The sequence below is a fragment of the Arcobacter rhizosphaerae genome (genome assembly GCF_049472155.1).
Classification (GTDB): Bacteria; Campylobacterota; Campylobacteria; order Campylobacterales; family Arcobacteraceae; genus Arcobacter_B.
Map to the genome: position 1 here is coordinate 1 of NZ_JBMOVW010000004.1, position 14,304 is coordinate 14,304.

Genomic DNA, 14,304 nt, shown 5'->3' on the forward strand with positions numbered 1-14,304 from the left:
GATATACCCTTTTTTTGCTATCTTTGATAGCTTTGGAGAAGTTAATCGAATAACTTCTCTCTTCTCTGAAAGGAGGTGATCCAACCGCAGGTTCTCCTACGGTTACCTTGTTACGACTTCACCCCAGTCGCTGAATCCACTGTGGAGGGTAGCTATCTTAGCATCCCCGCTTCGAATGAGTTCAACTCCCATGGTGTGACGGGCGGTGAGTACAAGACCCGGGAACGTATTCACCGTAGCATTGCTGATCTACGATTACTAGCGATTCCAACTTCAAGTAGTCGAGTTGCAGACTACTATCCGAACTGGGAGATATTTTTGAGATTTGCTCCACGTCACCGTATCGCTGCTCTTTGTATACCCCATTGTAGCACGTGTGTAGCCCTGGACGTAAGGGCCATGATGACTTGACGTCGTCCTCACCTTCCTCCTGGTTACCCAGGCAGTCTGTTTAGAGTTCTCAGCCGAACTGTTAGCAACTAAACACGAGGGTTGCGCTCGTTGCGGGACTTAACCCAACATCTCACGACACGAGCTGACGACAGCCGTGCAGCACCTGTATATAAGCTTCTGCAAGCAGACACCTTCTAATCTCTTAAAAGTTCTTACTATGTCAAGTCCAGGTAAGGTTCTTCGCGTATCGTCGAATTAAACCACATGCTCCACCGCTTGTGCGGGTCCCCGTCTATTCCTTTGAGTTTTAATCTTGCGACCGTACTCCCCAGGCGGTACACTTAATGTGTTTACTGCATTACTGCAAGGTCTAGCCTCACAACAACTAGTGTACATCGTTTAGGGCGTGGACTACCAGGGTATCTAATCCTGTTTGCTCCCCACGCTTTCGCGTCTCAGCGTCAATAATGTTCCAGTAGATCGCCTTCGCAATCGGTATTCCTTCTGATCTCTACGGATTTTACCCCTACACCAGAAATTCCATCTACCTCTCCCATATTCTAGGTGAACAGTTTTCAAAGCAGTTCTATAGTTGAGCTATAGGATTTCACTTCAAACTTATTCACCCGCCTACACGCTCTTTACGCCCAGTGATTCCGAGTAACGCTTGCGCCCTCCGTATTACCGCGGCTGCTGGCACGGAGTTAGCCGGCGCTTATTCATATAGTACCGTCATTATCTTCCTATATAAAAGGAGTTTACGCACCGAAATGTGTCATCCTCCACGCGGCGTTGCTGCATCAGGGTTTCCCCCATTGTGCAATATTCCCCACTGCTGCCTCCCGTAGGAGTCTGGACCGTGTCTCAGTTCCAGTGTGACTGATCATCCTCTCAAACCAGTTAGGCGTCATTGTCTTGGTGAGCCATTACCTCACCAACTAACTGATACCGTACAGGCCGATCCTAGAGCTATAAATATTTCCCTTGCAGACTTCTGTCTTAAAGGCATATAGAGTCTTAGCAGTCGTTTCCAACTGTTATCCTCTTCTCTAGGGCACATTACCTATATATTACTCACCCGTGCGCCACTTAGCTGACAAACTAGCAAGCTAGTTCCGTTCTCGTTCGACTTGCATGTGTTAAGCACGCCGCCAGCGTTCACTCTGAGCCAGGATCAAACTCTCCATAATTGAAAAATCTGAAACTGACAATTTTTATTAATTGTTACATTAACAAAACTATCACTCAAAATGTTTTTATAATCTTTTGATTGTAAAAAACTTAAATAGACAAGAATTGTTCTTCTTGTTTTTATATCGTTTATTCTATATTCGGTTTATAAAAATTACTTCTTATTAACCTTCGTTTTTAAAGATCTTAATCTCTTTAGAACTTTGTGTCGTTCCTCTGAAATTGGACGGGAATTATAGACAAATTTCTTCCCTTTGTCAAGAAGTTTTCCTAAATATTAACTTAAATTGCTCAATTTGTAATCCTTTTGTCTTTTTTTCTGCTTTTTACTATGCTTTTATTGGGTTTTTACTTCTCTTTTTGGTTTTTATTTAACTTTTTTTTGTTTGTTAAAGATTATATGCTGAAAGGTTATTATTACTAAAGAAAAAAATAAGAGTCCATAACCAATATTTTTAAGATTGGTTATGGGATTATTGATAACTAGTCTATTAACTTATCAACAATTTTTATCATATAATTTGCAGAGTTAACTGCTGATGATTTTAAAAACTCATCAAAATCAATATCAGCTCCACCGTCTGCTGTATCAGAAATAGCTCTTAATACAAAGAAAGGAATATTTAATGCATCACATACAACTGCAACACTTGCCCCTTCCATTTCTAAGGCATCAGCTTTAAAAGTAGTTTCTATAAATTCTTTTCGATCATTTGAATGTACAAATTGATCACCTGTAGCAATTGTACCTTCTATAACTCTTAAATCATTTTCTTTAGCTACTTTTTTAGCAATAGTTCTTAGTTTTTCAGATGTCTCAACAAAAACACTTCCCCCTGGAACGTATCCATTTGGATGTCCAAATGCAGTAATGTCTAAGTCATGTTGACATAATTTATCAGCAATTATTAAATCACCTATTTTTAATTCAGGGTTAATCCCTCCTGCAACACCAGAAAAAAGAAGTGCATTACATCCAAATTTTTCAATCATTGTTGCAGCTGTTAAACTTGCAAAAACTTTTCCTATTTTAGAATAAGCAATAACTATATCTATACCTTTATAGTTTACTTCATAATATTTATTATCAGCAAACTCTACAATATTTACATTTTCAAAATGAGCTAAAAGAGGTTCTATTTCTTCTTCCATAGCTCCCATAATTGCAATTTTAGTCATTTAAATCCTCAATTGTCTTTTCTAAAGACTTCATATCACTTACATTTAAAGTAGGTACTACTTTAACAATTTTTCTATTTAATCCTTTTAATACTATTCCATTTCCAAATTCTATAAAGGCATCAACATTTTTATGAGCTAAAATTGACTGCTTATATTTTACTGGTTTAACAAGTTGTGAAGCCAGAAGTTCTATTGCTTCATCTTTTGTAGTATAAACTTCTGTAGTAACATTTGAAACAACAGGAGAAAATTCATCTTTTAAATATTCTTCTAAATATGGTTTTAAATTCTCAACAGCACTTTCTAATAATTCACAATGACTTGCAACAGACATATCTAATACAATAGCTCTTTTTGCACCTGCTTCTTTGAAAGTATCTACTAAACTTTCTAAATCAGATTTAATTCCTGCTAAAACTAATTGTCCATCCATATTATAGTTCGCAGGCCATATTTGTTTACCTGCTTTTCTTTGTTCTTCACAAATATTTTCAACTATACTATCATCTAAACCAACTAAAGCCATCATTCCAGCACCTCCACCAGAACAAGCTTCAGTCATAAATAAACCTCTTCTATGTACTAATTCAATAGCGTCTAAATAATCAATTGCTCCCGCACTAACTAATGCTGAAAATTCTCCAAGAGAATGTCCTAAAACAAATTCTGGTTTAATATCACAATTTTCTTTAAAAATCGCATTGGCAATTGAACTTACTAATAAAATTGCAGGTTGTGTATATTCAGTTTTACCTAAGTTGTCATTCTCTTCAAATAAAAGCTCTTCAAAATTAACTCCTAATCTTTCACTAGCTTTTGAAATCATATCTTTTGCAATATCACTATTTTCAAAGAAATCTTTTCCCATTCCAATACTTTGACTTCCTTGTCCTGGAAAAATAAAAGCAACTTTTTTCATTGTAAATACCTTTTTATTTAAAATAATTAGTTTATAAAAACTATTTGTTAAAGTTTATAAAAAACAAACCTTAAGAAATAGTTTTGCCCAAGCGTAAAAAACACTTGGGCAAGAAATGATTTGTTATAATCAATTTACAAGTTAAACTTGTAGAATATTTTGCTAACCTAGCAACTATTAATTACAACCACAACCACCAGTAGATTGTTGCTGGCTTCCACCACCACAACATCCACCACTCATTGCAGCCATACCACCAACAACACCTGTTTGCATTTCTTCTTCTGTAGCAGCTCTCATTGAAGTAACTAATACTGAGAACATTAAAGTTTTTCCAGCCATTGGGTGATTATAATCAATAGTAACATCAGAATCAGTGAAAGATTTAACTACAACTTGTACAGTCTCACCATTTTCACCAGTTCCGTATAAAGACATTCCTTCTGTTAATTCAATACCAGCAAATTGCTCTTTTGGTAAAACTTGTATTGCTTCTTCATTGTACTCACCGTACCCATCTTTTGCTTCAACTAAAACATCTGCTTTATCATTTTCAGCCATTTCTACTAATTTAGATTCTAATCCTGGAATAATTTGACCTTTTCCAGCAATAAATTCTAAAGGAGCTTGCCCAACATTAGTGTCTAATTGTTCACCACTGTTAGCGTCTTTTAAAGTATATTCAATACCAATAACTTTTGACATATTTTTTCCTTATTAAGATTTATAATTTATTTAAATTTTTTTGAGCTATTTTTTTCTCATTTGAATTTGGATAAAGATCAATTAAAGTACTATAAAAACTTTTTGCATTTTCTTTATTTCCTATGTGTTCAAATGAAATAGCACTGTGCAATAATAATGATGGCATATAAGCTGCTTTATCATTTAGAATAGCAGATTTTTTAAAATGACTTATTGCAAGATCATATTTCTTTCTTACATACCACATTTCACCTAAGTAATAATTACTTTCAGCAGGTTTATAATTTAATGAAATTAACTTTTCAAATTTGGGAATAGCATATTTAAAATATTTTTTAGAATATTGCTCTTTTGCTTCCTTCATTATCTTAGCTTTTTGGGCTGTTGATAATTTTTTTGAAGAGTTTTCACTTTTTGAAGTTTTCTTAGAAACTTCTTCTATTACCTTTGAAGAATTTGAAACGCCTAGAGCTTTCTTTAAATTTTCAAATTCTGCACGAGTAATAAATTGATCCATATTTTTTCTAAGTTCACTTGCAGAAACATACTCTTTGTTTATTTTGTTAACAAGTTTTGATATTTTTGAAACTGCTTTTTTTAGAGTAACAATACTAGCTCTAACTTCTTTATCAGTTTCTTCTTTCATTGTTAAAAGTTGTTCAGAAACTGATTTTATTTCTGCTGTTTCAGTACTATTTTTAGAAGCTAATTCAGAAGACATTTCTACTTTTTTCATTAGTTCATTCATTCTTAATACAGTTGCATTAAGCTTTGATGAATCTCCTTCATAAATAGACTCTAGACCTTCTAATCTTTTCTTTAAAGAATCAATAAGTAAATTAACATCATTAATCTTAGAATTAATGCTATTTAATTTTTTTTGATTCTTTAATATATGTTTCTCAGCAGAGTTAAGACCGTATGGATTTTTTGAATTTAAATCACCTGCTCCAAAAACAGAAACCTCTTGGGCTCCTGCTATTGAAACTGTGATCAAAAAAGATGCAAGATATTTATTCATAGAATTATTTAACTAGAGTATGTTCAACTCTTCTATTTTTTGACCAACAATTTTTATTCTTCTCAGAACAAACAGGATTACTTTCACCTAATGTTACTAAAGCAATATTTGCTTCAACACCATTGTTTTCTAATACATTTTTTACAGATTTTGCTCTTTTTAAACCTAATGCATAGTTATATTCATCAGTTCCCCATTCATCTGTGTTACCAGTTACTTTGATTGTAGTTGATGAATTTAAAGCAGATAATTTAGAAGCATTAGACATTGCTTTTTCTTTCATATCAGCAGTTAAATTATACTTATCAAATCCAAAATAAATGTTTTCAATAAATACTTTTTTCCCATTAATCATGTAGTAAGCACCATTTTCTGCTTTTTCAATCATTGAAAAGCTACCGTCCATTACTTGTTCTACATTTGTATCAGGAATTGTATTTAACACTGTTTCTGAATTTTGTTCAGGTTCATTATTTACATTCATGTCTACATTTTTTTCACTACAACCTGTAAATAAAACAGATGCAATTAAGAAAGAGTAAATGCTAATTTTTTTCATAAATTTGTCCTTAGAATTAAAAATTTACTTTGATTTTACAAAATCAAAACTTAATTAATCATTATTCGTTACCAATCAATAGATTGTATTTTCCCATTATATAGTGGGAAAAGATACGATTTATTAAAATTGAGCCTTATAATTCCTACTGAACTTTGTCCATTTAAATTTTTTATAAATAACAAAGATTCTCCATTTTGAGAAAACTTAGGAAATTGATTAATTCCACTTGAAGTTAATCTTTTCAAATTATCTGATTTTGTTGACATTAAATATAAATTAAATGTCCTGTCTGCAAATTCATTTTCATTTTCTCTACTAACATAAACAATATTATCTTTATAAGAAGTAGCAGAAGAATTATTTCTACTATGGTAAACTAATCTTTCAACACCCCTTGAATTAAAAGATTTAGCAAAAACATTAGGATAACCTAATCTATCAGAAATAAATACCATTCTAGATTCATCATCAATAAATTGTGCACCCACATCAATACCACTATAATTTGTAACTTGTTTTGCTTTTTTACTCAATGTATTATATAAATAAATATCAGGTTGGTTATTTGGGGAAGCAGTAATTAAAACTTTTGAGCCATCTTTACTTACATCAGAAGCAACAATCATACCATCAGATTGCATAATTACATTTTTTTGTTGTGTATATATATTTAGCTTAACTAATGTAGGTTTTTCGTAATTATAAGAAGTGTAGTAAATAGATTTTTGTTTTGGATCTGCCCATTTAGGAAAAACATTTAAACCTCCTCTAATAATAGTTTTTTTATAAGTTAAAGTATAATCACCTATCATTATATTAGCTTTTTTACTTCCTACATAATTTGAAAATACTACAAATTTATCCATCCATGAAATACTTGGAGCTTTAAAATGATCATTTACACTAATTGCTGTTCTATGTGCCAAAAATGGATATCTATTCTCTTTTAAAGTAGTATAACTCTTTTGTAAAGTCAATGTTTTTGCATTAATATCATAAAGTTTTGTAAAAAGAGTATATGAACCATCTAAGTTCTTTTTTGCACTAAGACTAAGATATAAGTCTAAACTCTCATTAGCTAATCTAATAACATCAGGTTCATCTTCAAATTTAAGTTCATTATTTGATAAAGCAACATCAAAATGACCACTAATTATAAAATCTTTTACTAATATTTCTTTTATTTTACTTAATGTAGCAATTTCAGCTGAATCACTAGCAATATTAACTGCTATACTAGGTAGCGTTTTAGTTTTTTTTATAATTTCTAAGTTTGCATCTATTTGTGCAAATAAAAAAGTTGTTAAAATAAAAATTAAAGCTAAAATTTTTTTCATATATTATCCTTCTGATCTAAAGTTAACACTGATTGTAACAGTTTTACCTTTTTTAGGTTTAGGATATATTATACTTTTTTGTTCTTCTAAAAAAGCTTTTAAAGATTGATCAAAGCTGATATTTTCAGAAAATTTTATAAATCTATAACTAAATTCTCCACTAGGTGAAATATTAATAATAATTGTAGCAATTAAATTTTCTTCTCTTGTTGTAGGAGTCCATACTGAAAGCATTTCATTAATTTTTGAAAAATATTCATCACTCTCATCATTTTTACTTAAATTTTTTGAACTAACATTTGTAGTTGTAAGTTTATCATCTAAAATTTTATCTATTTTTACATTTGATGATTTTTTTTCTCTTTCAAATTTTGCTTTAAACCTTTTTGGATCAACAGATTTTTTAACATTATTTACTTCTTCTTTCTTAACTTTTATATCTTTTGTTTTAACATTACCAAATAGAGATTTTAAATCAGGCCTTTTTTTATTTGAAATAGATGCTGATTTATCAACATCTTTTTTAGGTTTATTTTCTTTTATTTTTTCTTTTTTAGCAACTCTTTTTTTATTACTTTTTTCAATTATCATATCTAATTGAATAACTGTTTGCTTAGTTTTAATATTAAAAGTTTTAGTTTTTGGACTTACTATATAGTAAATAAAAATAAAGCAAATAAAAATATAAATAAAAAAAGAGATTATTCCTGAAATAAATAAAAATGATTTCTTTTGCATAAATTAACCATCAGTGACTAATGAGACTTTATAAAACCCTGCTTCTTTTACAGATTTCAATATAAATATAACATCATTATAAATCAAGTCTTTATCAGCTCTAATATGAATTGGAGTTTTCTGATCTTTTCCATTTGAAAACAATAAAAAATTATCAGCAAATTCTTCAATACGAATAGTTTTTTGCTTATTAATTTTCACAATTCTATCTTTAGTAATAAAAATATTAATCTTTTTAAAATCTTGAATTTGTTTTGATTTACTTCCTTTAGGAAGATTAACAGGTTCTTCAAACTCTATTACAGGTGCAGTTACCATTAATATAGCTAGAAGAACTAACATAATATCAACTAAAGGTGTTATGTTTAAATCAGGTTTTTGGTTAAAATCGTACAAAATTAACCTTTAGCAATTAAAATTTCAGCTTGTGCCTTAATATAAGTATTTAATTCATATACTTTTCTAGTTAACACTTGATGGAATGTATAAGCAAAAATAGCCACAAAAATTCCAGCAGCAGTTGCAACAAGTGCTTCTGAAATAGCAGGTGCAATTAAAGAGAATCCAACTTTTGAATGTCCTGAAAATTTAGCAAATGACTCAAGGATTCCAACAACAGTACCAAATAAACCAATAAATGGAGATGTTGAAGAAATAATTGCTAACCAAGAAATACCAGCACTTGCTTCTTTAATAATATTAATTTCACAAGCATGAAGTAATTCTCTTGAAGAACTATTATTTGAACATTTATTTAAAGACGAAAAAGGAGAAAATGTAGCATCTCTTGAAGTTAAAGATTCAAGGGATTTTTCTTCATTAATTATTAAGCCTTTTAAAGAAACATATCTATAAATAAAAATCCAAAAAGTAATAAATAAGTACAATGACAATAGTGCTAAAACTATATAAGTTATAGCACTACTATTTGCCAAATAATTTAGTATTGTGTTTGTCATAAGCTATTATGCAAATGAATTAATTTTTGCTTCAACTGCAGCAACAGAAACGTTAGAATCTTTAACAGAATTAACTAATTCTTTTGCAGCATCTATATTTTTAGAGATTTCAGAATCAGCACCTTGAGTTAATGCGATTGCTCCATCTACTAAAACATCTACAGATTTTTCATCTACTTTAACATGTCCCCAGTTAATAGCAACAGCTTCAGTAGAGTCGTCTTTTTCAATTACGATTACTCCAACAGTTAAAGATGAAACTAATGATGCATGACCTGCTAAAACACCGAACTCTCCCTCTTTTCCGGGAAGAGTTACAGTTTTAACATCATCATTAAATATCTCACCGTTTGGACTAACGATTGATAGTTTAATTGTATCCATGTTATACCTTATGGTTATTATTTCATATTTTCAGCTTTTGCTAAAGCCTCATCCATTCCACCAACCATATAGAACGCCATTTCAGGGATATCATCATATTTACCTTCTAAAATCCCTTTAAATCCAGCAATAGTATCTTTTAATTCAACATATTTACCAGGAGAACCTGTAAATACCTCTGCTACGAAGAATGGTTGAGATAAGAATCTCTCAATTTTTCTTGCTCTTGCAACAACAAGTTTATCTTCTTCAGATAACTCATCCATACCAAGAATTGCAATAATATCTTGTAAATCTTTGTATTTTTGAAGAACTGATTGAACACCTCTTGCAACATCATAATGCTCTTGACCTATAACGTCTGCACTTAAGATTCTTGAAGTAGAGTCTAATGGATCAACTGCTGGGTAAATACCTTTTTCAGCAATTTTTCTGTTAAGTACTGTAGTTGCATCTAAGTGAGCGAATACAGAAGCAGGAGCTGGATCTGTTAAGTCATCCGCAGGTACATATACAGCTTGAACAGAAGTAATTGAACCTTTATTAGTTGAAGTAATTCTCTCTTGTAATTTACCCATTTCTGAAGCAAGTGTTGGTTGGTAACCAACAGCTGAAGGAATTCTTCCTAATAAAGCTGACATCTCAGAACCTGATTGTGCAAATCTAAAGATGTTATCAACGAACATTAGTACGTCAAGACCTTTTTCATCTCTAAAGTACTCAGCCATAGTAAGACCAGTTAATGCAATTCTATTTCTTGCACCTGGAGGCTCACTCATTTGACCATAACATAATGCAACTTTGTCAAGTACGTTAGAGTCTTTCATTTCGTAATAAAGGTCATTACCTTCTCTTGTTCTCTCACCAACACCAGCAAATACTGAATAACCAGAGTGTTTGAACGCAACATTATGGATTAATTCCATGATAATAACTGTTTTACCAACACCAGCACCACCGAATAGTCCAACTTTACCACCTTTTGAATATGGTGCTAATAAGTCAACTACTTTGATACCAGTTTCAAACATTTCTGTTTTAGTTGATTGCTCTTCAAAAGAAGGAGCAGATCTATGAATAGACCATCTTGGAGCATCTTCTGAAATTGCTTCACCTTCATCAACAGGGTCACCAATAACGTTAAAGATTCTTCCTAAAACATCTTCACCAACAGGAACCTTAATTGGTCCTCCTGTAGCAGTACACTCTTGACCTCTTGTTAAACCTTCAGTCATATCCATTGCAATAGTTCTAACTCTACTATCACCAATGTGTGCAGCAACTTCTAATACTAATCTATCAGCATTAGCATCTGCTAATGTAACTTCAATAGCTTCATTAATTTCTGGTAAGTATCCGTCGAATTCAACATCAACAACAGGACCCATTACCTGAATAATTTTACCTTTCATACGGGTAGCTCCTTTAAATTATTTTAACGATTCAACACCACTGATAATTTCTATCAGCTCTGTTGTAATTGCAGCTTGTCTAGCTTTATTATATTCAACTGTTAAAGAATCAACTTTTTCTTTTGCATTCTTTGTTGCAGCTTCCATTGCTTGCATTCTTGCAGAATGTTCAGCAGCTAAAGAATCAATTAAACCGTAATACATATTGAAATCAATATATTTACCTGTTAATTCATCTAACACTTCTTCATCATCATCTGGCTCAATATCTAACATAGATTCTGTATCACTTGATTCAACATTCTCTAAGCTAATTGGTAACAATTCTCTTACTCTAATTTCCTGAGTAAGCATGTTTAAGAATCCATTATAAACAACAATAACTTTATCTGTTTTCTCATTTTTAAAGTCTTCTACAACATCTTTAATAAAATCAGCCGCTCTGTCATAATCAGGAGCAGAAGAAAGGTCATTAACTGTTTGGTCTAATTCTACACCTTGGAAGTTAAAGAAATCAATTCCCTTTCTTCCAACAGCTCTTAATCTAACTGTAGCACCTTTTGCTTCTTGCTCAGCTTTAATTTTACTAACAGTTTTAATTGTTGCCATATTAAAACCACCACAAAGTCCTTTGTCAGCAGTAACAAAAACAATATCAACTGTTTTTGGGTTATCATTTGGAACAAATGCTCTACCGATATTTCCTTCATCTTGAACTTTGCTAACTCTAGCAGCAATATCAGAAAGTACATCATTTATCTTATTTGCGTAACTTTTAGCTTGCTCAGACAATTGTCTAGTTCTAGTAAGTTTCGCAGAAGATACAAGCTTCATAGCTTTAGTTGTTTTCTGAGTATTTTTTACACTACCAATTTGTAATTTAATTTCTTTTAAGTTAGCCATTAACTAATCCTTAGTTTGCACTAAATACTGTTTTAAACTCTTCTAAAGCAGCTTTTAACTCAGCTTCAGTCTCATCATCAATTTTTTTCTTAGCTTTAATTGCCTCTAAGATATTAGAGTATTTTTGTTCAAAGAATGCATGTAATTCAGCTTCAAATCTAACAACATCACCAACAGCAACATCATTTAAATAACCTTTTGTACCTGCATAAATAATTACAATTTGTTTTTCAATTACTAATGGAGCATTAACACCTTGTTTTAATACTTCAACCATTCTTTGACCAAGTTCAAGTTCTTTTCTTGTTGACTCATCTAGGTCTGATGCGAATTGAGCAAACGCTTCTAACTCTCTAAACTGTGCTAATGATAATTTTAAAGTACCAGCAACTTGCTTAGTAGCTTTAATTTGTGCAGCACCACCAACTCTTGATACTGATAAACCAACGTTAATTGCCGGTCTAATACCTGAATTGAAAAGGTTAGTTTCTAAGAAAATTTGTCCGTCTGTAATAGAAATAACGTTTGTTGGAATATATGCCGCAACGTCACCTGCTTGTGTTTCAATGATTGGTAATGCAGTCATAGAACCAGCACCCTTCTCATCTGACATTTTAGCAGCTCTTTCTAATAATCTTGAGTGTAGATAGAATACATCCCCTGGGAATGCCTCTCTACCTGGAGGTCTTCTTAATAATAATGACATTTCTCTATATGCAACTGCGTGCTTAGTTAAATCATCATATACGATTAATGCATGTTGACCATTATCTCTAAAATACTCACCAATTGTAACACCTGTATAAGGAGCTAAGAATTGTAATGCTGAAGAATCAGCAGCACCTGCATTTACAATAGTAGTATATTCCATTGCACCAGCTTCTTCTAATGTTCTAACAATAGCAGCAATAGTAGATGCTTTTTGACCAATTGCAACATAAATACATTTTACATCTTGATCTTTTTGGTTAAGAATTGTATCAACAGCAACTGTAGTCTTACCAGTTTGTCTATCACCAATAATAAGCTCTCTTTGACCTCTTCCGATTGGAACTAGTGCATCAATTGCTTTAATACCAGTTTGTAATGGCTCATGTACAGATTTTCTTGCCATGATTCCTGGAGCTTTTTCTTCAACAAATCTTGTTTCAGCAGCTTCTATAGCACCTTTACCATCAATTGGTTCACCAAGTGCATTTACAACTCTTCCAACCATATTAGGTCCAACTGGTGTTTCAAGTAATTTTCCAAGTCTTTTACAAGAAGTTCCTTCTCTTAATCCTTCACCTTTACCAAGTACAACAACACCCACAGAAGATTCTTCTAAGTTTAAAGCAACACCTTTTTCGCCATTTTCAAACTCTACAATCTCACCAGCCATTACATTTTTTAGACCGTAAACTTGAGCAACACCATCTGCAAAAGAGATGATCTTTCCAGTTTCATTTACATCTACATTTAATTCAAAGTTATCAATTCTCTCTTTAATTATAGAACTGATTTCATCAGCTTGAATTTTTGCACCCATTCAATTTCTCCTTTATAAGTTCTAAACTGCTTTTAAAATATGATCAATCATTTGAGATTTTAATCTATCTTTCGAGAAAGAGATTTCAACCCCAAGTCCATCAATATCTACTTTAATACCATCATAATCACAAACATTTTGAGATAATGATAAGTTAACATCAAATTTTTTACTAAATTGTTCTTCAATTGAAGAAACATATTCTTTTGAAAGTTCTTGGTTTGTATAAACAACACCAACATACTCATTATTTAATTTTGCAATTTGAACATCAAGTTCAGCTGCAATATCTGGTAATAAAGTAAGTCTTCTTTTTTCACCAAGTAATTTCACGAAGTTAGTTAAAGTTTCATCAGTTTTTTTAACTAATGATAATACTAACTCTACTTTTTTACTATCACTTACTTCAGGAGAAGAAACAATAGAATTAAACTTTTCATCAGCATAAGCTGTTGAAATAGTATTTAAGTTAGCACTTAATGCTTTAATAGTTTTACTATCTCTACCATCAACTAACGCTTTTACATATCTTTTTGCTATTAGATCATTCATTATGCTACCTTCTTTAGAACAATATTAGCTAACTCATCTTGAGAAAGTTTAATATTATCTGATTTTAATAGCTCTTCAAGAACTTCTGCAACAACTTCTCTTTTTGCTTTTGATGTTTCAACTTTAATCATTTCTTCTAGATTTTTTTCTAAATTAGTGATATCAGAATTAACTGCAACAGCAACTTTTTCTTTAACTGAATCAATATCAGCTTTTGCGTTTTCAACAATTTCAGCTGCAAGTTTTTTTGCATCATCAAGTTGTTTTTGAGCCTCATTTACTTTATCTTCAGACGCTTTTAAAGTATCTTGTACTTTGTCAAGCTCTGCTTGAATAGATAGAGTTCTATCAGCAAAAAATGCTTTAATTTTATCAGCAAGTAAATACCATAAAATTCCAGCAAAAATTATAAAGTTAACGGTTCTCTGTACGATATCGTAATCAGTTTCCGCACCAGCAGCAGCAAATAATGAAAGTGGAGCTAAAGCAGCTACACCAAGTACTAAAAGTTTCTTCAT

15 protein-coding genes and 1 rRNA gene are annotated in these 14,304 nt (G+C 31.6%); all 16 read right to left on the reverse strand.

What is annotated here, in order from left to right; translation table 11 throughout:
* Positions 1-68: 68 nt before the first annotated feature.
* Positions 69-1,583, reverse strand: a 16S ribosomal RNA gene (locus ACH5BH_RS07515).
* A gap of 484 nt (positions 1,584-2,067) precedes the next feature.
* Positions 2,068-2,763, reverse strand: a complete 696-nt coding sequence (locus tag ACH5BH_RS07520; RefSeq protein WP_423297950.1) for a 5'-methylthioadenosine/adenosylhomocysteine nucleosidase — start codon at positions 2,761-2,763, stop codon at positions 2,068-2,070.
* Entirely contained in the window at positions 2,756-3,685 is a 930-nt protein-coding gene (fabD, locus tag ACH5BH_RS07525; protein ID WP_404305288.1) for an ACP S-malonyltransferase, read from the reverse strand. Before fabD ends, ACH5BH_RS07520 begins: the two co-directional genes overlap by 8 nt.
* A 177-nt stretch (positions 3,686-3,862) precedes the next feature.
* Positions 3,863-4,390, reverse strand: coding sequence for an FKBP-type peptidyl-prolyl cis-trans isomerase (locus ACH5BH_RS07530; RefSeq protein WP_404305290.1), 528 nt, complete (start codon positions 4,388-4,390; stop codon positions 3,863-3,865).
* Positions 4,391-4,409: 19 nt separating this feature from the next.
* Positions 4,410-5,411, reverse strand: coding sequence for a tetratricopeptide repeat protein (locus ACH5BH_RS07535; RefSeq protein WP_423297951.1), 1,002 nt, complete (start codon positions 5,409-5,411; stop codon positions 4,410-4,412).
* Between the two features lie 4 nt (positions 5,412-5,415).
* A complete protein-coding gene (locus ACH5BH_RS07540) occupies positions 5,416-5,970 on the reverse strand; it encodes an OmpA family protein (RefSeq protein ID WP_404305294.1) in 555 nt (184 codons plus the stop codon).
* 68 nt (positions 5,971-6,038) lie between these two features.
* Positions 6,039-7,310 (reverse strand): Tol-Pal system protein TolB, encoded by a 1,272-nt coding sequence (gene tolB / locus ACH5BH_RS07545; protein WP_423297952.1) that lies wholly within the window; start codon positions 7,308-7,310, stop codon positions 6,039-6,041.
* A gap of 3 nt (positions 7,311-7,313) precedes the next feature.
* Positions 7,314-8,048 carry a TonB C-terminal domain-containing protein gene (locus ACH5BH_RS07550; protein ID WP_404305298.1) on the reverse strand — a complete coding sequence of 245 codons (735 nt, stop codon included), beginning with the start codon at positions 8,046-8,048 and terminating at the stop codon, positions 7,314-7,316.
* A 3-nt stretch (positions 8,049-8,051) separates the two neighbouring features.
* On the reverse strand, positions 8,052-8,444 hold the full coding sequence (locus ACH5BH_RS07555; protein ID WP_404305300.1) for an ExbD/TolR family protein: 393 nt from the start codon (positions 8,442-8,444) through the stop codon (positions 8,052-8,054).
* Between the two features lie 2 nt (positions 8,445-8,446).
* Complete coding sequence (locus tag ACH5BH_RS07560; protein ID WP_404305302.1) at positions 8,447-9,007, reverse strand: MotA/TolQ/ExbB proton channel family protein; 561 nt, start codon at positions 9,005-9,007, stop codon at positions 8,447-8,449.
* Positions 9,008-9,013: 6 nt separating this feature from the next.
* Positions 9,014-9,391: an ATP synthase F1 subunit epsilon gene (gene atpC, locus ACH5BH_RS07565; RefSeq protein ID WP_404305304.1), complete on the reverse strand. Its 378-nt coding sequence runs from the start codon at positions 9,389-9,391 to the stop codon at positions 9,014-9,016.
* Positions 9,392-9,408: 17 nt separating this feature from the next.
* Positions 9,409-10,803 carry a F0F1 ATP synthase subunit beta gene (atpD, locus tag ACH5BH_RS07570; RefSeq protein ID WP_404305306.1) on the reverse strand — a complete coding sequence of 465 codons (1,395 nt, stop codon included), beginning with the start codon at positions 10,801-10,803 and terminating at the stop codon, positions 9,409-9,411.
* Positions 10,804-10,821: 18 nt separating this feature from the next.
* Positions 10,822-11,706, reverse strand: a complete 885-nt coding sequence (gene atpG / locus ACH5BH_RS07575; RefSeq protein ID WP_404305308.1) for an ATP synthase F1 subunit gamma — start codon at positions 11,704-11,706, stop codon at positions 10,822-10,824.
* Between the two features lie 10 nt (positions 11,707-11,716).
* Positions 11,717-13,234 (reverse strand): F0F1 ATP synthase subunit alpha, encoded by a 1,518-nt coding sequence (gene atpA / locus ACH5BH_RS07580; protein ID WP_404305310.1) that lies wholly within the window; start codon positions 13,232-13,234, stop codon positions 11,717-11,719.
* A 21-nt stretch (positions 13,235-13,255) separates the two neighbouring features.
* A complete protein-coding gene (locus ACH5BH_RS07585; protein WP_404305312.1) occupies positions 13,256-13,786 on the reverse strand; it encodes a F0F1 ATP synthase subunit delta in 531 nt (176 codons plus the stop codon).
* The gene (locus ACH5BH_RS07590) at positions 13,786-14,304 is read right to left on the reverse strand and encodes a F0F1 ATP synthase subunit B (RefSeq protein WP_404305314.1); all 519 of its coding nucleotides are present in this window, start codon (positions 14,302-14,304) and stop codon (positions 13,786-13,788) included. The genes ACH5BH_RS07585 and ACH5BH_RS07590 overlap by 1 nt, the downstream gene beginning before the upstream one ends.